The following is a 19,890-nucleotide window of genomic DNA, read 5'->3' on the forward strand; positions in this document are numbered from 1 at the left end:
ATGGATAATATTATGAAATTTATGACGGAATCTTTTGCTCCTAAGGTAAATAAGGTTGTGAAGAATCCGTGGATTTCAGCGATTCAGGATTCGATCATGATCGCTCTGCCTTTAGTATTTGTTGGCTCGTTAGTTACAATAGTTTCTTTATTGGGGAATATTTTTAGTGGAATGCCAGATTTCTCTATGATCAGTAGTTTTTCCTTCGGGATGTATGGGTTAGTCGTCGCTTTTTTGATCCCCTACTATTTAATGGAAAAAAAGGGTCATGGGGGACAAAAGCTGATTTCTGGTTCTACTTCATTGGTCCTGTTTATGATGCTGCTGTTTCCGACGATTACTGAGGATGGCGAAGCAATTTTTATTCTTTCTCGTTTTGGATCAACTGGGATGTTCTTATCGATTGTTACGGGACTATTCGTGGCGTTTGTCATGAATTTAGCTGTAAAGAAATCATTTTTTGATGAAGATACACCGATTCCAGATTTCGTGGTGGGCTGGTTTAATAGCTTGCTGCCGATTACCTTTGTTTTGTTTGTCGGCTGGTTGATCACCTTCCAGATGCAAGTGGATTTCTTTGATGTGATTATCTTGATTTTCAGCCCATTGGCGAAAATTGTTCAGTCTTATCCTGGTTTTGTGTTATCAGTTTTTATTCCGGTATTTTTGTATACCTTTGGGATTTCTGGTTGGGTAATGATGCCGGTGATCTATCCGGTTTATATGTCAGGACTAGCTGAAAATGCGCAAGCAGTCGCAAGCGGCGGCGAAGCGTTGCATATCGCTACCCAAGAAACCTGTTATGCCTTTTCTTCGATGGGAGGAATTGGAACCACGTTGGCCTTGTCAGTAATGATGCTGATTTTAAGTCGTTCCGCTCAGCTGAAGGCAATAGGAAAGGCGATTATTGTTCCGTCTATTTTCAATATTAATGAGCCCTTAGTGTTTGGTGCACCGATTGCTTTTAATCCTTACTTGATGGTGCCAATGTGGATCAACAGTATTATTGTTCCTACCATTGCTTACGTGACAATGTCCTTAGGGTTAGTAAATATCCCTTCGCAAACATTCTTATTATGGTATATGCCTTATCCAATTACCTCTTATTTGGCAACACAGGATTGGCGGGCAATTGTAGTAAGTGTAGTAATCTTCGTCGTTACTTGGTTGATCTTCCTGCCATTCTTTAAGGCTTATGATAATTCTTTATTGAAACAGGAAGAAAAGGACGCGTTAGAAGAAGCACAAATGAACACAGCAGCACAATAAGATTAGCAACGAAAGCAGGAGATTGCAGATGGAAGAGACAACTTATATGGAAGAAAATGATCAGCTGAACCAGTTATCCATGAATATTCTGGTACATGCTGGCAATGCCCGAGATCATTTAGTTCAGGCATTGGAAAGCTTAGAAACAATGGATTTTGAAAAGGCCAAAACAGAAGTCGCCGCAGCTCGAAAGGAAGTAGTCGTAGCTCACGGACTTCAGACAGATACGCTGCAGCTGGAGGCTTCAGGAGAGCAGATACGCTATTCGACATTGTTTTGCCATGCGCAGGATACCTTGATGACCGCGCAAAGCGAGATTTTAATTGGTGAACATTTAGTGAAGCTGTTTGAAGCTTTTAGCCAAAAATAAGGAGGAGTTCTTTTTGAAAGATTATCAAATGCCGAAAAATTTCCTATGGGGCGGTGCGATTGCCGCTAACCAAGCGGAAGGTGCTTATAAAGTTGAAGGAAAAGGCGTCAGCTTAGCGGATTTGCACAAGTATTATCCAGACAAAACCAATGCTGAGATAGCGGAAGAACAACACAAAGGAATGTCATTGGCTGATGTGAAGGCAAATATGGCGGATAAGGAAGGCTATTATCCAAAACGCCATGGGATCGACTTCTATCATACTTATGAAGAGGATTTGGAGCTGCTAAGTGAAATGGGCTTTAAAAACTTCCGTACCTCGATTGACTGGACACGGATTTTTCCAACGGGCGATGAAGAGGAACCGAATGAAGCCGGCTTAGCTTATTATGATCGGTTGATCGATAAAATTATCAGCTTAGGCATGGAACCGATTATTACCATCCTTCATTATGAAACACCGGTTGGCATCACCTTAAACTATGGCGGCTGGAACAATCGTAAAGTAGTTGATTTATTTGTAAAATACGGTAAAGTTGTGCTGAATCGCTACAAAGACAAGGTAAAATATTGGATCGTCATTAACCAAGTTAATCTAATTCAGTTTGAGCCTTTTAACTCAACGGCGATCCCTTATGATACGGTAGATAATTATTTGGAGGCTAGTTATCAGGCTGTGCACCATCAGTTTATCGCTTGTGCCCTGTTGAAGGAATATGCGGAACGTATCAATCCAGAGATGATGATCGGCACAATGATGGCAGATTGCACCGCCTATCCTTACTCTTGCGATCCTAGTGATGTGAATCTGGCACTGCGTCGTAATCGAATGCAGTACTTTTACACAGATGTTCAGTTTCAGGGTGAATATCCGCAATATGCTCTGAACTACTTTGCAGAAAATGATGTTCACTTGGAGATTACAGAGGAAGACAAACAAATCTTGAAGGATCATCCAATGGACTATCTGGCTCTTTCTTATTATTATTCCCAAATGGTGGATTCCACGAAGAATGATATGAATCTATTGTCATTAACACCGAATCCCAACCTGAAAGCTAATCCGTGGGGCTGGGCTGTTGATCCGCAGGGGCTGTACAATTCCTTGTCACAATACTGGGATCGCTACCACAAATCGATTATCATAGCCGAAAATGGTTTTGGGATGTATGACAAGTTGGAGGATGGCAAGGTGCATGATGATTACCGGATTTCTTATTTGTCAGAGCACATTGCCCAGATGAAACGAGCAATGTACGATGGAGTTGATGTAATTGCCTACTGTGCATGGGGACCGATTGATATTATCAGCTGCTCTTCAGCACAAATGGAAAAACGCTACGGCTTTATCTATGTGGACTTAGATAATGAAGGCAAGGGCAGCGGTAAACGAATCAAAAAAGACAGCTTTGACTGGTACAAGCAGGTAATCGCTACGAACGGTGAAGAGCTATAACAAATCGAAAAGTTGGTCACATTGGCCAACTTTTCTTTGAATAGGGGTGAGAGAATGCTGACGGAAAAAGAAAAGGAATTAGTTGGATTTTTAGAGAAAAAGCAGACACAATGGGTTACCTCCAAGGAACTAGCCGTTTTTTGCCAATGTACGACCCGAACCATTCGCAACCGTGTCGCCAAAATTAATCAGCAAACACCAGAACTTATTTTAACCAGTCATTTAGGTTATCAGCTAAACCCCGCTATAGCGATTGCTGAGGAAGGCGTAGAGGATCGGAAATCTCGTATCTTTCTTGAACTTTTGAAGCATTCTTCTGACGGTGTGGATGTCTTTGATCTGGCCGAGAAACTGTTTGTTTCAGAATCCACGTTGAAGAATGATATTCAGCAGTTAAAAAAAGAGATTACCAATGATGCGATTCAAATTGTTTTTGAACAAGATTTTGTTAAGCTGACCGGACCAGAGCGGGCCAAACGCCGTTATTTGATTTCTTTGCTGTATAACGAAAGTGATCTGCAAGAAAAACTAAAGCATAGTATTCAGCAGATGATTGGCTACATTTCTTTAGATGAACTGCAGGAGACCATTAAAAAGACACTTTCAGCCCATGAGATTCAAATCAATCAATACTCACTGAACAATATCGTTTTGCACTATGCGATTAGTATTGAACGAATTCGTCAGGGACACAGCCTGAATATTGGACCGAGTATTCCGCAATTACAAGAAAAGCCGGAATTCTTATTGGCCGAAGAAATTGGGGATTCTCTGGCGCAGCAATACGATATCCATTTCTCAAAAATAGAATTGGAGCAGCTGTCGCTTTTGTTTATTGGTATGCAAAATGAGACGTTAACTAAAGAACATAATCAGCAGCTTTCTGCTTTTGTCGATCAAAGAATTATCAATGTCCTACAAGAAGTTTTAGCTGAAGTGGAGCAGACGTATCTAGTGGAGCTGCATGAAGAGGAATTTTTTACTAAGCTGGCAATTCATATTCAAAGCTTGTATTATCGCTCCCACTACGAAACCTTCACACGAAACAGCAGCTTGCTGGATATTAAAACGGCGTATCCCTTGACCTACGATTTGGCAGTGTATATCTCTTCACTGATTCAGGAACGATTGGATATTTGGTTTAATGAGGATGAAATTTCTTTTATTGCGCTGCACATTGGGGCTTTTTTGGAAACCAAGAAACGTCATCAAAATCAAATTGTTATTCATCTGATTGTTAATGATTATCACGACATTGGCCAGAAGTTACGCAAACAAATTCAAAAAAAATTTAGTGATAGCAATGTAGTGTTACTTAGCAAGCGGCAGCCTGATACTTTACAGACTTATGACTTGCTGCTGACGACAGATCGCAAGGTGGCTTCAGCTTATGCTGGTTCGGTTTTTATCCATCCTTTTTTAACCGTGAAGGATATTAAAAAGATTGAGAATCGAATAGAGGCATTCAAATCACAAAGAGAAAAGAAACGAATGTATCAAGCAATTGACGCATATATTTTACCGGAATTATATTTTAATCAAATTGATCCTTCTGAATTAAATCCTGAAGAGATTCGGCTTCAACTGAATCAGCGTATGGTAGATGCCGGTTTCGTGGGCGGCTATTTTCTTCAACAAGTGGAAAAGCGCGAACGGATGTCACCTACCAGCTTTCCTTCTGGAATCGCCGTTCCTCACTCAATCGAGCTGGAAGCCAAGAAAAGCGGTGTGGCTATTATGACCTTGCAGGAGCCGTTGATCTGGGCAAATTATCCAGTGAAGCTGGTGGCCTTTATTGCGATTAACAAGGAAGAAGCCAACACCTTCAATGATTTCTTTGAGAAGTTTATTGAGATCGTTTCGGAACCGGTGAACACTAAGCAGTTGAGTATGAGTGAGGACTATGATGAATTTATTTTGAAATTGAAAATGATGGTTGAAGCGGATGAATAAAATGGGACGTATTGTTCAGGTTTGTATGGGTACGATCCTGATGGGGATAGGTATACAGGTAATTGTTACTGCTGGTCAGGGAATGGATTCGGTAAGTACGTTGATCAGTGGGTTGATGCAGCATACGAGTATTCCCTTTGGCCGTTGGAGCCAGATTATTAGCCTAGTATTTTTAGGAGTCAGCTTTTTATATAATCAGAAAATGCTGGGAATTGGCAGTGTGATTAATACTTTGTTAGTAGGGGAGACAATTCGTTGGGTACAGCCGCTTATAGAGCGTGTCGAATGGCTGCACGGTCAGCTGATTGTTTCCTTCTTCGGTTTTCTGATCATGGCTGCTGGTACGGCTTTGTATTTAGCCGCTGATTTAGGCTCAGGACCTTTAGAGGGCATGATGTTTTGTGTCTGCAGTTTGCTAAAGGTTTCGTTGCAGCGAGGAAGAGTTTTATTGGATTTTTTAATTGTCTTAGTTGGTTTGCTGCTAGGAAGCTTTGTTGGCTGGGGCACGTTGTTTGCGATCTTTTTGCTAGGACCTACGATTCAGTTGTTTCTAAATCTAGGTATGAAGGTTAGTTTGAGAATAAAAGCAGACGAACTGTCTTGAATGGTTCGTCTGTTTGTGTTGCTAGTAGTTTCTATTTGGAGTTAATCAGCTTTTTTCTCAGTGAGTTCGTTTAGGTTTTTCAGGAACATTCCGCCATTTTCCTTAAATGACAGTTTGTTAGTCATGAGTGTGCGAGTAGTTTTTTACTGACATCTCTTTGGAGAAGTACTACAAAAGTAGTATAATAATAGTAAAAGAGAGTTCAATTTACTATATTTGGAGTGATATATATGGAAAAGGGAAGAATTCAAGTAGGTATCGATAAAGAACTAAAGGAAGAAGCTGAATACATTTTAAGCGAATTAGGAATGAACCCAACTACGGCCATCACAATATTGTATAAGCAAGTGGTAGCAAGAGGAGAATTCCCGATGGAAATAAAATTGAGCGATGAAGCAAAAGCGGGAATAAGATTGAGAGAATTGACCAAGAACATGCCAGTGGAAATGTTAGATACTCAGGAAAAGTTAGAAGCGTGGCTAAATGAAGAGGAATGAAATAATCACCGTATACCTTGCATTCGTAGGGAAATCAGGCGGGAAAAGAAGACCTGTAGTAGTAATTAAGGACAAAAAAGAGAGTCTAGAATTTTTCAGCATAACTAGCAAGTATAGTGAAAAATCGGAAAGAATGAAAAGGCTTTATTACCCGAAAAAAATTGGAAAGAGGCAGGGTTATCAAAAGAGTCTTGGATTGATGTTGGAACGTTACGAGGTGTGTCGAAGCTTGATAACGATATAATATTCAAACACGTGGGCAAGTTAACCTATAACGATATAAGCAATCTAAACGAATTTATAAGCAAATTGAACAAGATTTAAATATAGAAGAAAAAACATGCGATCTGTCTTTTGAGAAAGTGGTGACGCAGGATTTTTCTTGTTCCTGAATTAGCCAGACTATTATGTAGATCAGCTTAATGAACTCATGCTAACTAACATTTTAGGGTTTTACTCGGTATATCGTAAAAACTCAAATTTTCTGGGGGTTCTTACGATATAGCTGCAAATTCACTTAGTTCACCAATTTAAAAAGCCGAACCACCTTCAAAACTAGAAGGCAGTTCGGCTATTCAGATTCTTATTGTTTATAGTCGAAGCAGGTCACGATGATTTCTTTCAACTCGCTGATCAGAGGTTCTTTTGGATTGGCGGTTGTACATTGGTCTTCGTAAGCCAGTTCAGCCATGCGATCTGCAGTAGCATCCAAGACTTCTTGTGTAACTCCTTGGGCTTTCAGATTCATTTCAATACCTACGGTTACACCTAAGTTGTAGATTGCTGAGATTAGCGCTTCAACCAATTCGGCAGTTGTATTTCCTCTCAAGCCTAAGAATCTAGCAATATCAGCATAGTCTGTATCCGCCCGGAAGAAGTCATATTTAGGGAACATCGCATGCTTTTGCGGGTCCTTCGCATTGTAGCGAATAATATGCGGCAACAGAATTGCGTTGGTACGTCCGTGAGGGATACCATATTCTCCACCGATCTTATGAGCGACAGAGTGACAAATTCCTAAGAAAGCGTTAGCGAATGCCATACCCGCCATTGCAGAAGCATTATGCATTTTTTCCCGAGCTTCTGGATCGGCTGTTTTGACTGATTTTTCAAGATATTCAAAGACGATCTTAATTGCTTGTAAGCTTAATCCGCGTGTATAGTCAGATGCCATAACTGATACATAAGACTCAATTGCGTGTGTTAATACGTCCATACCAGTATCGGCTGTAATTGATGCTGGAACAGTTACAACAAACTGTGGATCAATGATTGCCACGTCTGGTGTTAATGCGTAATCTGCTAATGGATATTTTACATGTGTTTCACTATCTGTGATAACAGCAAAAGGTGTTACTTCGGCACCAGTACCAGAAGTTGTTGGAATACAAACCAGCTGAGACTTCTCAGGCTTCTTAATTCCGTAAGTCCGTTTACGGATATCCAAGAATTTTTGTTTTGCGCCGAAGAAGGAAGTATCTGGGTGCTCATAGAACATCCACATGCCCTTCGCTGCATCCATAGCCGAGCCGCCGCCCAGACCGATAATCGTATCTGGCTGGAAGTCAACGATTCGTTCCAATCCTTTGTATACCGTATTAGTAGAAGGATTTGGTTCAACGTCTGAGAACACTTCAACCTTCACATCATTGTCACGACGATTCAACACTTCAGTTACAATATCTGCATAACCGAATTGAACCATACCTGGGTCACAAACGATCATAATGCGAGAGACCTTCTCCATTTTTGTTAAATACAATAGAGAGTTCTTTTCAAAGAAAACTTTCGGTGGTAATCTAAACCATTGCATATTTTTTCTCCGTTTCGCTACTGTTTTGACGTTTAATAAATCAGGTGCTGATACGTTATGAGAAACTGAGTTTTTACCGTAAGATCCACAGCCAAGGGTTAATGATGGAATCAATTCGTTGTAAATATCACCGATACCACCTTCTGAAGATGGTGTATTTACTAAGATACGGCAAGCCTTCATACGCATACCGAATTCTAATTGCAAGTCTTCATCTTCTGTATGGATAACCGCCGTATGGCCTAAACCACCTAAATCTAGCATTGCTTCACAAAGATCGAAGCCGTGTTCAGCGTTATTGGACTTAACCATTGCTAAAACCGGAGAAAGTTTTTCACGAGATAATGGATAATCCGCGCCAACGCCATCTAGTTCAGCGATTAACATCTTCGTCCCCTCTGGAACTTTAATGCCCGCTCTTTCAGCAATTGTAATCGCAGAAAGACCAACAACTGCAGGGTTAACGGCATATTTGCCTTCGTTCATTACAGCTGCTTCTAATTTTTTCAATTCGGATTTCTTAACGATATACGCTTGATGTGCTTCGAATTCTCTCTTCACTTCATCATAAATTTCTTTGTCAACGATGACTGCTTGCTCAGAAGCGCAAATCATCCCGCTGTCAAAAGTTTTTGAAAGGAACAGGTCATTGACTGCACGCTTAATTAACGCCGTTTTTTCAATGTAGGCAGGTACGTTACCAGGGCCCACACCTAAAGCAGGTTTGCCAGTTGAGTATGCAGATTTAACCATTGCACTGCCGCCTGTTGCTAAGACGATGGCTACGCCTGGATGATTCATTAAGCCTTGTGTTGCGTCTAAGGATGGCGTTTCAATCCATTGAACACAGTTTTCAGGAGCGCCCGCTGCTACTGCTGCGTCACGAACTATACGTGCAGCTTCAGCTGAACATTTTTGAGCACTTGGATGGAAAGCAAAAATAATCGGATTTCGAGTTTTGATAGCAATTAATGATTTGAATACAGTTGTAGAGGTTGGATTGGTTGTAGGAGTAACCCCACAGATAACGCCGACAGGCTCTGCAATTTGGATCAAATGACGTTGTTTGTCTTCATGGATAACGCCAACGGTTTTATCATTCTTGATGTTGTTCCAGATGTATTCTGAAGCGTACATGTTTTTGATCGCTTTATCTTCAACGATACCGCGACCTGTTTCTTCAACTGCCATTTTAGCTAGCAGCATGTGTTTATCTAAAGCAGCCATAGCCATTTCGTGAACAACGTGATCGACCTGCTCTTGTGTAAAACTTTTCATAGCCTTTAAAGCAGCATTCCCTTTAGCAGCTAAGTCGTCAATCATTTGCTCCACATTGATTGTTTCTTTTTGCTCTTTTTCCGCTGATTTAACCATTTGTTTCCTCCTAATTAATATTTTATTCTCATTAATCATAGGCTAATGGGTGGCCGTTGTAAACGGTTTCTTTATATAATTTTATTTTCACAATCTTTTAGATATCATGAAATAACAATCTTTCACTCATTGTATTTTAGTTATTTTTTTATCTGTAATTTGAAAAAGCGCAGCTGCAATTACTAACTGTCTGTTTTTGATTAAGCTTGTGAAATTAATATAATAGCTTTAGATTTAAACTATCAAATTTTTTTTCATTTCCCAAAGAGTTTATGAAAATAGTAACAAGTGGGCAAATTAGATTTTAATGATAAATGCCGATATGAATATGAAAAAAGGACTCATTTTATCTACAATTATTCGAGGACAAAAAATCCTTTTTTTTAAAATCTCAACAAGAGCTTAAACAGCCTTTATAAAGTTGCAAAAGGTCGTCAAAACCAGTATGATGATACAAGTTGTTCGTTCATACATAGCAAGGAAAGTAGGAAGATAAATGACACAACCTGCGATTTCTTATCGTTTAATAAAAAAAGAAAAACATACGGGTGCACGGCTGGGTGAAATCATCACTCCTCACGGTACCTTTCCAACACCAATGTTTATGCCAGTAGGTACATTAGCGACCGTTAAAACAATGGCGCCAGAAGAACTCAAAGAGATGGGTGCTGGAATTATTTTAAGTAATACCTACCATTTATGGTTGCGCCCGGGTGAAGATTTAGTAGCTGAGGCTGGTGGATTGCACAAGTTCATGAACTGGGATCAGCCGATCTTAACGGATTCAGGCGGCTTTCAGGTTTTTTCTTTGGCAGATATGCGTAATATCGTTGAAGAGGGTGTCCATTTCAAGAATCATTTAAATGGATCAAAAATGTTCTTATCCCCTGAGAAGGCGATTGATATCCAAAACAAACTGGGTTCAGATATTATGATGAGCTTTGATGAGTGTCCACCATTTGACGAAAGCTATGACTATGTGAAGAAATCAGTTGAACGTACTTCGCGTTGGGCTGAACGGGGGCTGAAGGCTCATGCTAATCCAGATACTCAAGGCTTGTTCGGAATTATTCAAGGAGCCGGCTTTGAAGACCTGCGTCGTCAAAGTGCTAAAGATTTAGTCAGCATGGATTTCCCAGGTTATTCTATCGGTGGTTTATCAGTCGGTGAACCAAAAGCTGAAATGAATCGGGTGTTGGAGTTTACCACACCGTTGATTCCGGAGAACAAACCACGATATCTGATGGGTGTTGGTGCAGCAGATTCCTTGATCGATGGTGTAATTCGCGGGGTAGATATGTTTGACTGCGTATTGCCAACACGGATTGCTCGTAATGGAACCACCATGACTTCTCAAGGCCGATTAGTAGTGAAGAATGCTAAGTTTGCCCGCGATTTCCGTCCGTTGGATGAAAACTGCGATTGCTACACTTGCCGCAATTACAGCCGTGCTTATATTCGTCATTTGATTCATTGTGATGAAACATTTGGTATTCGTTTAACTTCTTATCATAACCTGTATTTCTTGATTAACTTAATGAAGCAAGTTCGTCAGGCTATTATGGATGATAATCTGTTAGAATTCCGTCAAGCGTTTTTTGAAGCCTATGGTTTTAACAAGGAAAACGCAAAAAGTTTCTAAAAAATAGTGCAAACCACTAGTTTAAGTTTGTTATCTTTGTTACAGTATTTAGTGACTATTAGAATGTGAGGGGAATAAACATGGGAAGCTTTCCAATGATAATTTTACTAGTTGTGATGATTGGTATGTTCTTTATGATGAATCGCAACCAAAAGAAACAACAGCAAGAACGTCAGAATTTATTAGATGCAATGAAGCCAGGCGACAGTGTCGTAACTATCGGCGGCTTGCACGGAGTCATTTCTGAAATGAACAGCACTGAAAAAACAGTTACTTTAGACTGCGAAGGCATCTTCTTAGTGTTTGATCGTGCATCGATCCGTACTGTGAAGTCAGCAGCTCCAATAAATCCAGCACCAGTTGAAACAACTGAAGCAGTTATTGAACCTGAAGTAACACCAGAACCAACTGATAAAGAAGAATAGTTCTTTTGTTAAAGAAGGCTGAAGTAAGCTTAATGTTTACTTTCAGCCTTTTTTTGGTTCTTTTTAGCTAATGATTAGCCATTTTTGTGAAACTTCGAATTAAATAATACTCGTCATTTTAACTGGAGCATGATTTCTAAAATTTTAGAAATTGCTACAAAAGGTGCGATAGCAGGCACATTTGTTAAAGAATATAAAGGTGTGAAAAAAATCACAAAAAACTATTTACAAATCTATGCCTGTGTTGTATGATTGGAATGTGAAAAAATTAACAAATAATTTATGTTATTAGGAGGACTCACATGGCAAAAGCGGTTGAGAAAGAAATAAAAGACACGATCAATGTTGAGCAAATGATTGATGAGATGGCAACGAAGGCCAATGTAGCATTAGATGTAATGGCTGATTTCGATCAAGAAAAAGTTGACCATATCGTTCATGAAATGGCAATGGCAGCACTAGATAAACACATGATGTTGGCAAAAATGGCAGTTGAAGAAACTGGCCGTGGAATTGTCGAAGATAAAGCGATCAAAAACATGTACGCTTCTGAGTATATTTGGAACAGCATTAAACATGATAAAACCGTTGGTATTATTGGCGAAGACAAACAAAGAGGTTTGATCGAAGTCGCTGGACCTGTTGGCGTTATCTGTGGAGTTGTACCAACAACCAACCCAACTTCAACAACTATTTTTAAAGCAATGATTGCTTTAAAAACAGCAAACCCAATCGTATTCTCATTCCATCCATCTGCACAAAAATGTTCAGTGGAAGCTGCACGTATCGTTCGTGACGCTGCAATTGCTGCTGGAGCTCCTGAAAACTGTATCCAATGGATTGAAACACCATCAATTGAGGCAACTCAAGGTTTGATGAATCATCCAGGCGTAGCGATCGTATTAGCAACTGGTGGACCAGGCATGGTTAAATCTGCTTACTCTACTGGTAAACCTGCTCTAGGTGTAGGTGCTGGTAATGCTCCTGCATATATCGAAAAAACTGCAAAAATCAAACGTGCAGTGAATGACTTGTTTGTATCAAAAACTTTTGATAACGGCATGATTTGTGCTTCTGAGCAAGGAATCATCGTTGATAAAGAAATTTACGACGAAGTGAAGAGAGAATTCGAAGCTCACCAAGCATACGTTGTTAAGAAAAATGAATTGAAAAAATTAGAAGATGCTGTAATGAACGAAGGCAAGTATGCTGTTAACCCAGCAATTGTTGGACATTCAGCTATCGATATCGCTCAACGCGCGGGTATCAAAGTTCCTGAGGGCACTAAGATGCTGATTGCAGAAATCGATGGCGTTGGTGCAGAATATCCATTATCTCGTGAAAAACTTTCTCCAGTATTAGCAATGGTTAAAGCAAATAGCCAAGCCGAAGCATTAGACATGTGTCAAGGTATGCTTGAATTAGGCGGACTAGGACATACTGCAGTTATTCATACAGAAGATGAAGATTTGCAAGTGAAATTTGGATTGCGTATGAAAGCTTGCCGTATCTTGGTTAACACACCATCTGCTGAAGGTGGTATCGGTGATATCTACAACGAAATGATTCCATCATTGACTCTTGGTTGTGGTTCATACGGTAAGAACTCTGTATCTAAGAACGTATCTGCTATTAACTTAATCAATGTTAAAACTATAGCGAAACGGAGAAATAATATGCAATGGTTTAAATTACCACCAAAAATCTTCTTTGAAAAGAACTCATTATTGTATCTAACTAAGATGCAAGATGTTGAACGCGTTATGTTGGTTTGTGACCCAGGTATGGTTCAATTTGGTTATGCTGACATCGTTCGTGAAGTATTAGGCCGTCGTAAAAATGATGTGAAGGTTGAAGTATTCTCAGATGTTGAGCCTAACCCTTCAACTAACACAGTTTATAAAGGTCTAGAAATGTTCAACGAGTTCCAACCAGATACGGTCATTGCATTAGGTGGTGGATCTGCGATGGATGCGGCGAAAGGTATGTGGATGTTCTTTGAACACCCAGACACTTCATTCTTCGGCGCGAAACAAAAATTCTTGGATATCCGCAAACGTACTTACAAGATTGCTGATCCTAAGAAAACACAATTTGTATGTATTCCAACTACTTCTGGTACTGGTTCTGAGGTTACTCCGTTTGCCGTTATCACAGATAGCGATACTCACGTGAAATACCCATTAGCTGACTATGCATTGACACCAGATGTAGCGATTGTTGACCCTCAATTTGTTATGACTGTGCCACCTTCAGTAACTGCTGATACTGGTATGGACGTATTAACGCACGCAATCGAGTCTTATGTATCTGTAATGGCATCTGACTACACACGTGGATTGAGCTTGCAAGCAATCAAGATTGTCTTTGAAAACCTTGAAAATTCAGTGAAAACTGCTGATCCAGAAGCTCGGGAAAAAATGCATAACGCATCAGCTATGGCTGGTATGGCATTCGCCAATGCTTTCTTAGGAATTTGTCACTCAATCGCTCATAAGATTGGTGGAGAATATGGCATTCCTCACGGACGTACGAACGCAATTCTATTGCCTCATATCATCCGTTACAATGCGAAGGATCCACAAAAACATGCAATGTTCCCTAAATATGACTACTTCCGTGCGGATACAGACTATGCTGATATCGCTAAATTCTTAGGTCTTAAGGGTAACACAACTGCTGAATTGGTTGATGCATTGATCGAAGCAGTCTACAACTTAGGTACAACTGTAGGAATCGACATGAACTTGAAAGCACAAGGCGTGACTCAAGAAGTTCTAGATACTACAGTGGATCGTATGGCTGAATTAGCTTACGAAGACCAATGTACAACTGCTAACCCTAAAGAGCCTTTAATCAGCGAGCTGAAACAAATTATCGTTACAGCTTACGATTACAAAGCTTAGTTAGACTATAATTAAGAGCCTCCCGCGTGGGGGGTTCTTTTTTTACTTTTGAACAGAGATACAATGAGAAATTAGTATAGCTTAGAAGCCTAATAAATAAGCGATGAAATCGAAGGGAGTTCTAATTTGTTTCTTTATTTTTTTAAAATTTGAACTCTTCGATTGTCCTATTTTATAAAACAAGTTAGACTGGTATTAAGGGAAGAAAAGAGGGAAAAACGCCAGTGGAAAAGCTAACGCGGGAGATAAGTGAACTCAGCCAAACAAACGCAGAATTGGTTTCTTTAGGCGAGTTTTTAACCAGTCAAACCTATTTAATGAATAAAAAGGCAGCCCAAATCTTTATTTTGGATTTAAGAGATTATGTGGAGGCATTAGAGATAATTACTAACCTAGTACCAGCAGAGGATAGGCTGCAACAAGAGCCAAGGAAAATCAACAGTCTGCTGACGCGGGAATATGAACTTATTAAATTGATTCAAAGAGATTTTCAGCGTTTGTTGAAGGCTCAAGGCGAAAAACTAAACTTGTTCGATTTAAATGCAGAGCAAATTGCTCATATCATGGATCAGCTGGATCAGCTGCATATTTTAAACCAATTCCTTTTGCAGGATAATTTGGTTTTTCAAACAATGATTAGCACCAACGAAACAGCTGCGGGTAACATTCGAGTAGGAACAAAGAAAAGCTTTTGGCAGCGATTGCTGGGTAAAAAGTAGGAGGAAGATATGAAGACAATCGGGTTGTTAGGCGGTATGAGCTGGGAAAGTACCGTGTCTTACTATACATTAATTAATCAAGGAGTTCAGGCTGAATTAGGGGGTCTGCATTCAGCTAAAATTCTCTTAGGCAGCGTCGATTTTCAAGAAATTGAGACCTGTCAGGCTCAAGGAGAGTGGCAGAAAAGCGGCGAGATATTGGCTGGCTATGCTAAAGGATTGGAAGCAGCAGGAGCTGACTTCCTGTTAATCTGCACCAATACGATGCATAAGGTAGCGTCGCAAATTCAGCAGCAGTTGACCATTCCTATTTTGCATATAGCGGATGCAACTATCGATCAGCTGCAGCTTGAAGGAATTACGAAGGTTGGGTTATTAGGCACGAAGTATACCATGACTCAAGATTTTTATAAGGAACGAATCATTGATCAAGGAATCGAAGTTTTGATTCCGGATGAAGAAGCAATTGAGCTGGTGAATACCGTGATTTTTGAGGAGCTTTGTTTAGGGGCAATTAATGAAGCTTCGAAACAAGAATACTTGGCAGTAATTGAACAGCTGAAGGCTGAAGGAGCTCAAGGAATTATTCTAGGCTGTACAGAGATTGGTTTGCTGATTCAGCAGACCGATGTGGACATTCCATTGTTCGACACAACCGAAATCCATTGTGCAGTTGCGGTGAAGAAAGCTTTAGCAGAATAAATAAAGACGAAAGACTCAGGAATCAAACCTAAAGTCTTTCGTCTTTTTTAGCGTGCAGCTAAGTTGTAGAGGTTAATTCCGCGAAGCTCTGCCCATTCTTTGGGTGCTCCAGTAACGATCAATTGATTCTTTTGAACGTCTTTGGTAGTTGCTTTTCCGGTTAAGGCATAGAGTAGACGCAGCTGCGCTTTCCAATCTTCTACCAGTTTAATCGTTGCATCAACACCCTCTGACATCACGGTGTTCAGAATCGTACCAGAGATACCTACGGCGTTAGCTCCTAAGCTAACAGCTTTAAAGATATCAAAGGCATTGCGGATACCGCCAGAAGCCAGCATGGTCAAATCATCCATAAAAGGCTGAGCTTCCAGTAAAGAAATTACGGTAGATTGACCCCAATCATTTAGGTAGGATAATTCGCGCTCCTTACGACGAGAGTTTTCAATCTGGGTAAAGCTGGTGCCGCCGCGACCAGAAACATCGACTGCTTGAACGCCTAAATCCAATAGCTTCTGGATTGTTTCCTGAGCCATACCAAAACCAACTTCTTTGACAATGACCGGCACTGAAACGGCGTCAATCGTATCACGAATATTGGTCTCCCATAGTTCAAAATCATGTTCCCCCTCAGGCATCACTAATTCCTGCGGTACATTCAAATGGATTTGCAAACCATCAGCATCCAAGAGGTCAATCATTTTTTGTGCGTCCTCAGCTGTTCGACCAGCACCCATGTTAGCAAGCAGTAGACCTTGAGGGTTTTCCTCTCGCACAATAGTATAGGAATCAACGACTGATGGATCTTTCAAGGCAGCAGATACTGAACCAGTTGCCATCATTAAGCCTGTTGCTTTAGCAACCATTGCCAGCTGCTGGTTGAAGACCTTAGTTTTTTCACTACCGCCAGTCATAGCATTAATGTAAAACGGTACTTCCAAGTTAAGTCCATTGATGGAAGTTGTTAAATCAATCTGATCATCGGAAATCGAAACCATTGACTGATGGACGAAAGATACCGCATCGAAGTCATTTTCCTTAGGTTTTTGCTGCTGTGCTTTCGCCAGCAACAGATGTTCATCTTTGCGATTCATCGGTGTTTTCCTCCGTTAAGTGGTAGACATGCAAGGGCAGCGGGGTGATTCCAGCTTTCTCCCATGAGCTCATCAAAGGTAGAATTCCAGCTTTTTTATCAACGATCACAATTCCACAATCGCCACCGCCAGCACCGGAAGACTTGGCCGCTCCTTCGTACTGTTCAGCTAAATCATTCAAGACCTTTAACTGTTGTGTTTCAATTGATACGTTACTAAACGTTGTTAATTGGTTAAGCAATTCGCGATTTTTGCGAATCATTGCTTGAATTTCGGCTACGTTTTCCTGCTTAAAGCCTTCAATCATTTGATCCACACAGGCTTTACTATCCGCTAGAAATTGTTTATAAGCTCCAGCCTTTTCTTCTCTTGATTGATGAACCTGATCCACCAAATCAGAAGTAGAGGCTGGACTGCCAGTCCAACCAATCAACAGACGCAAATCATCGGGCGCCTTCAAAGGTTCAATTCGCAGACTAGGCCAATCGCTCTCTACAATAGTTGATAAGGCTTCATGTTCTAGTTTTTCCAGCAGCCAATCATGGTCAAAGGTTGAAAAAGCCAACCAGCCACCATAACAGCTGGCTGCAATATCACCGCAGGAGCCGTTGCCTTGTACATTTAAATGAGCCAAGGTAGCCAGCTTGAACAGCTCCAACTGAGAAAGCTGCAGATCATAAAAGATGTTTAACGCTTTAACTGTGGCTACGGTTACGGCTCCACTAGAGCCTAAACCGTATTTGCGGCCATTGGAATTGTCTAATTCACTGGTCACTTTTAAATCAAAGAAAGCCAGTTCTTTCCCTTTTTCTTGAGCATAGCGTTCGGTAAAATGAATGGCTGCTAAGATATAGTGAAAGGGATTGTCCCGAATATCTAACACTAACTCATTGTTTCGTCGGGTCCACCGAATAGGCAGATCACTGTATTGAGCGGATTGAATACTGCCAATTCTTTTAGCAGCATCAATAGAGACATTAATGAATTGGTCAATTGCAACAATAATAGCTGGATGACCAGCTTCGACTACGGCATATTCACCAGCAATATATAATTTACCAGGAGCTGAAACTTCAATCATGCTTCTACTTCCTTCGTCATTATTTTGATCCCTGGCCCAGCATGAGCAGCGATCAATTGGTCCGCTGAAAAATGTTCTTGCAGCTTGCTTAACACAGTAGATTCATTTTTTTTCTGAACAAGAATCTTTACATTAGGTCCAGCATCAAGTGTAAAGTAGCAAGCTAAACCTTCATTCCGTAATTGACGAACAAGGGCCATCGCCCGCATACTTTCAGCCGACCAGTAGGTAAATGGAGGTATGGCTGCTAAGGTGGTACCATGCATCTTCAGAGCACTAGCCTCAGTGACTTCGCCCAGTGATTGGAAATCTTTGTTGGCAATGGCTGTTCGTGCTTTGGCTAAATCTTGAGGAACGGTAGCCAACCAACCGTCGTAAAACGCAGAGGTTTCAACAGTTCGTTGCATACCATCACGACTGGAGACATCTTTTTGCTGATCATTTACTACCACAAAGATCATGCTTAGCTCCTCTTCAAAGCCGTTTGATGGAATTTGTACAGCATACGAGCTATCATCTGAATCTCCTTTTTGCCACTCCGCAAAGCCGCCATAAATACTTCGGCAGGCGGAACCTGAACCGCGACGAGCTAAGCGTGACAGCTCTTTTTCCTCTAAAGGTAATCCTAGCGCAGCGCTGGCAGCGCCGGCTAAAGCTGCTAAACCGCTCGCTGAAGAAGCCAGACCAGCTGCTGTTGGGACAAAATTCTGGCTGTCCACCTTGGCAAATAGCTGACTTTGCGCTTTCTCTCTAATTAGATCCAAAAAACGACTCACTTTAACTGTAGTTTCTCTGTCTTGTAAGTGATTATCTAAATAAAACTGATCCTCAGAAAATGTTGAGGAAAAGGTAACCGATGTCTCTGTGTAGAAAGCATCCAGTGTCAATGACAAGCTATTGTTCATGGGTAAAATCAGCTGCTGATCCGCTTTTCCCCAATATTTAATCAACGCGATGTTTGTGTAAGCTCGCGCGTGACCTTTATACATGTGCATATACCCCTAACCCTTCAATCCACGTATCGCGTGCGCCAGCACTCATTAGAATCTGTTGCAATCGACGTCCGCTTTCTTCGTTTTTTGTTAAAGCAATCATGCATCCACCACGACCGCCGCCAGTCAATTTCGCACCCAACGCTTGATTGGCTAAGGAAGTTTGAATTAAGTGGTTCAAGGCATAATTACTAGTTCCCAATGCTTGTAAATGTTCCTGTGCTCTCGTCATATAAGCCCCTAACAACTCGGGCTGATTAGACAAAATGGCTTGCTGTGCTTGCTTGGTCAGTTGACCCAGCTGTCGAATTCGGCTGCCGGTTACTAAACGGTCAACCTCCATTAAATGAGCGACGTCCTTTACTGCTTTGCGTGTTTGTCCTTTGTGTCCAGTATCTGCCACCACTAAGAAGGCGTCCATATTTAACTGGAAAGGTTGGAAATCTAAGCCTTTTTGATAAAGCAGCGGTTCCGTACCGCTAATCGTTGCTGCATCAATCCCACTAGGGTTGCCATGAGCTATTTTTTCAGCCTGATTAACAAATAACAATATATTTTCTTGATCAGTTGGCAGCCCCAGCCAGTCAAAGAATGCTCGGGTAATAGAGACAGCAACTGCTGCGCTGGACCCCATTCCACGTTCGGCTGGAACGGTACTCTCAATGGTTACATAAAATGGTTTCTGAATGGCAAATTGACGAACCAGCTGCCACAACAAAACAGTCACATTTCGCATTGAATGGGGTGCCTTTGCTAAAGGACCGTGATAAAAACTGGATTCAATCCATGATTCATTTCCTTGATGAAATTGGACGGTAGTCGTAATGCCGGTACCAGAAAAAGGAAAAGCAATTGCGGGTTCCCCGTATACTACCGCATGTTCTCCCATTAAAATGATCTTTCCACTGGCGTGTCCTAAACCGATGTTTTTCATTCAAAAAACTCCTTTTTATACCCGATACAGAATATTCAGCTCTGTATTCAATCTCTTCTATT

General features: G+C 40.9%; 16 protein-coding genes. 11 read left to right on the top strand and 5 right to left on the bottom strand.

Translation table 11 applies throughout. The features are described 5' to 3' along the window. The 6 genes from IGI49_RS16625 to IGI49_RS16650 all read left to right on the top strand — a co-directional run bounded on the left by IGI49_RS16625 (position 1) and on the right by IGI49_RS16650 (position 6,149). A complete protein-coding gene (locus tag IGI49_RS16625; RefSeq protein ID WP_429962584.1) occupies positions 1 to 1,269 on the top strand; it encodes a PTS sugar transporter subunit IIC in 1,269 nt (422 codons plus the stop codon). A 28-nt stretch (positions 1,270 to 1,297) separates the two neighbouring features. After that, entirely contained in the window at positions 1,298 to 1,639 is a 342-nt protein-coding gene (locus tag IGI49_RS16630; protein WP_429962585.1) for a PTS lactose/cellobiose transporter subunit IIA, read from the top strand. Positions 1,640 to 1,652: 13 nt separating this feature from the next. Further along, a complete protein-coding gene (locus IGI49_RS16635) occupies positions 1,653 to 3,095 on the top strand; it encodes a glycoside hydrolase family 1 protein (RefSeq protein WP_429962586.1) in 1,443 nt (480 codons plus the stop codon). Between the two features lie 54 nt (positions 3,096 to 3,149). Further along, positions 3,150 to 5,048 (top strand): BglG family transcription antiterminator, encoded by a 1,899-nt coding sequence (locus IGI49_RS16640; RefSeq protein WP_429962587.1) that lies wholly within the window; start codon positions 3,150 to 3,152, stop codon positions 5,046 to 5,048. Position 5,049: 1 nt separating this feature from the next. Next, positions 5,050 to 5,652 carry a YczE/YyaS/YitT family protein gene (locus IGI49_RS16645; RefSeq protein ID WP_429962588.1) on the top strand — a complete coding sequence of 201 codons (603 nt, stop codon included), beginning with the start codon at positions 5,050 to 5,052 and terminating at the stop codon, positions 5,650 to 5,652. Positions 5,653 to 5,882: 230 nt separating this feature from the next. Beyond that, positions 5,883 to 6,149: a type II toxin-antitoxin system RelB/DinJ family antitoxin gene (locus IGI49_RS16650; RefSeq protein ID WP_429962589.1), complete on the top strand. Its 267-nt coding sequence runs from the start codon at positions 5,883 to 5,885 to the stop codon at positions 6,147 to 6,149. 583 nt (positions 6,150 to 6,732) lie between these two features. Here IGI49_RS16650 and adhE (IGI49_RS16655) read toward each other — a convergent pair. Further along, entirely contained in the window at positions 6,733 to 9,336 is a 2,604-nt protein-coding gene (adhE, locus tag IGI49_RS16655) for a bifunctional acetaldehyde-CoA/alcohol dehydrogenase (protein ID WP_429962590.1), read from the bottom strand. A 496-nt stretch (positions 9,337 to 9,832) separates the two neighbouring features. Between adhE (IGI49_RS16655) and tgt the strand changes: the two genes are divergently transcribed. From tgt to IGI49_RS16680, 5 genes are all read left to right on the top strand, one after another. Next, a complete protein-coding gene (tgt, locus tag IGI49_RS16660) occupies positions 9,833 to 10,978 on the top strand; it encodes a tRNA guanosine(34) transglycosylase Tgt (protein ID WP_207703765.1) in 1,146 nt (381 codons plus the stop codon). Positions 10,979 to 11,058: 80 nt separating this feature from the next. After that, a complete protein-coding gene (gene yajC / locus IGI49_RS16665) occupies positions 11,059 to 11,403 on the top strand; it encodes a preprotein translocase subunit YajC (RefSeq protein WP_242704515.1) in 345 nt (114 codons plus the stop codon). 302 nt (positions 11,404 to 11,705) lie between these two features. Beyond that, on the top strand, positions 11,706 to 14,309 hold the full coding sequence (adhE, locus tag IGI49_RS16670) for a bifunctional acetaldehyde-CoA/alcohol dehydrogenase (RefSeq protein WP_429962591.1): 2,604 nt from the start codon (positions 11,706 to 11,708) through the stop codon (positions 14,307 to 14,309). A gap of 224 nt (positions 14,310 to 14,533) precedes the next feature. Further along, positions 14,534 to 15,028, top strand: coding sequence for a hypothetical protein (locus IGI49_RS16675; protein WP_429962592.1), 495 nt, complete (start codon positions 14,534 to 14,536; stop codon positions 15,026 to 15,028). Positions 15,029 to 15,037: 9 nt separating this feature from the next. Then, entirely contained in the window at positions 15,038 to 15,730 is a 693-nt protein-coding gene (locus IGI49_RS16680; RefSeq protein WP_429962593.1) for an aspartate/glutamate racemase family protein, read from the top strand. 47 nt (positions 15,731 to 15,777) lie between these two features. Here IGI49_RS16680 and fni read toward each other — a convergent pair whose 3' ends face one another. The 4 genes from fni to mvk are packed head-to-tail and all read right to left on the bottom strand — an operon-like array spanning position 15,778 to position 19,828. After that, positions 15,778 to 16,821 (bottom strand): type 2 isopentenyl-diphosphate Delta-isomerase, encoded by a 1,044-nt coding sequence (gene fni / locus IGI49_RS16685; protein WP_429962594.1) that lies wholly within the window; start codon positions 16,819 to 16,821, stop codon positions 15,778 to 15,780. Beyond that, complete coding sequence (locus IGI49_RS16690) at positions 16,805 to 17,902, bottom strand: phosphomevalonate kinase (protein WP_207703771.1); 1,098 nt, start codon at positions 17,900 to 17,902, stop codon at positions 16,805 to 16,807. Before IGI49_RS16690 ends, fni begins: the two co-directional genes overlap by 17 nt. Beyond that, on the bottom strand, positions 17,899 to 18,891 hold the full coding sequence (gene mvaD / locus IGI49_RS16695; RefSeq protein WP_429962595.1) for a diphosphomevalonate decarboxylase: 993 nt from the start codon (positions 18,889 to 18,891) through the stop codon (positions 17,899 to 17,901). Before mvaD ends, IGI49_RS16690 begins: the two co-directional genes overlap by 4 nt. Beyond that, positions 18,884 to 19,828, bottom strand: a complete 945-nt coding sequence (mvk, locus tag IGI49_RS16700; RefSeq protein WP_429962596.1) for a mevalonate kinase — start codon at positions 19,826 to 19,828, stop codon at positions 18,884 to 18,886. The genes mvaD and mvk overlap by 8 nt, the downstream gene beginning before the upstream one ends. Positions 19,829 to 19,890 lie beyond the last annotated feature (62 nt).

The organism is Enterococcus sp. AZ071 (genome assembly GCF_050499065.1).
Taxonomy (GTDB): domain Bacteria; phylum Bacillota; class Bacilli; order Lactobacillales; family Enterococcaceae; genus Enterococcus_A; species Enterococcus_A ferrettii.

Coding starts and splice junctions, on each gene's coding strand:
- IGI49_RS16625 (WP_429962584.1), top strand. CDS start 1: ATGGATAATATTATGAAATTTATGACGGAATCTTTTGCTCCTAAGGTA.
- IGI49_RS16630 (WP_429962585.1), top strand. CDS start 1,298: ATGGAAGAGACAACTTATATGGAAGAAAATGATCAGCTGAACCAGTTA.
- adhE (WP_429962591.1), top strand. CDS start 11,706: ATGGCAAAAGCGGTTGAGAAAGAAATAAAAGACACGATCAATGTTGAG.
- IGI49_RS16650 (WP_429962589.1), top strand. CDS start 5,883: ATGGAAAAGGGAAGAATTCAAGTAGGTATCGATAAAGAACTAAAGGAA.
- mvk (WP_429962596.1), bottom strand. CDS start 19,828: ATGAAAAACATCGGTTTAGGACACGCCAGTGGAAAGATCATTTTAATG.
- adhE (WP_429962590.1), bottom strand. CDS start 9,336: ATGGTTAAATCAGCGGAAAAAGAGCAAAAAGAAACAATCAATGTGGAG.
- IGI49_RS16640 (WP_429962587.1), top strand. CDS start 3,150: ATGCTGACGGAAAAAGAAAAGGAATTAGTTGGATTTTTAGAGAAAAAG.
- tgt (WP_207703765.1), top strand. CDS start 9,833: ATGACACAACCTGCGATTTCTTATCGTTTAATAAAAAAAGAAAAACAT.
- IGI49_RS16680 (WP_429962593.1), top strand. CDS start 15,038: ATGAAGACAATCGGGTTGTTAGGCGGTATGAGCTGGGAAAGTACCGTG.
- fni (WP_429962594.1), bottom strand. CDS start 16,821: ATGAATCGCAAAGATGAACATCTGTTGCTGGCGAAAGCACAGCAGCAA.
- IGI49_RS16690 (WP_207703771.1), bottom strand. CDS start 17,902: ATGATTGAAGTTTCAGCTCCTGGTAAATTATATATTGCTGGTGAATAT.
- IGI49_RS16645 (WP_429962588.1), top strand. CDS start 5,050: ATGGGACGTATTGTTCAGGTTTGTATGGGTACGATCCTGATGGGGATA.
- mvaD (WP_429962595.1), bottom strand. CDS start 18,891: ATGTATAAAGGTCACGCGCGAGCTTACACAAACATCGCGTTGATTAAA.
- yajC (WP_242704515.1), top strand. CDS start 11,059: ATGGGAAGCTTTCCAATGATAATTTTACTAGTTGTGATGATTGGTATG.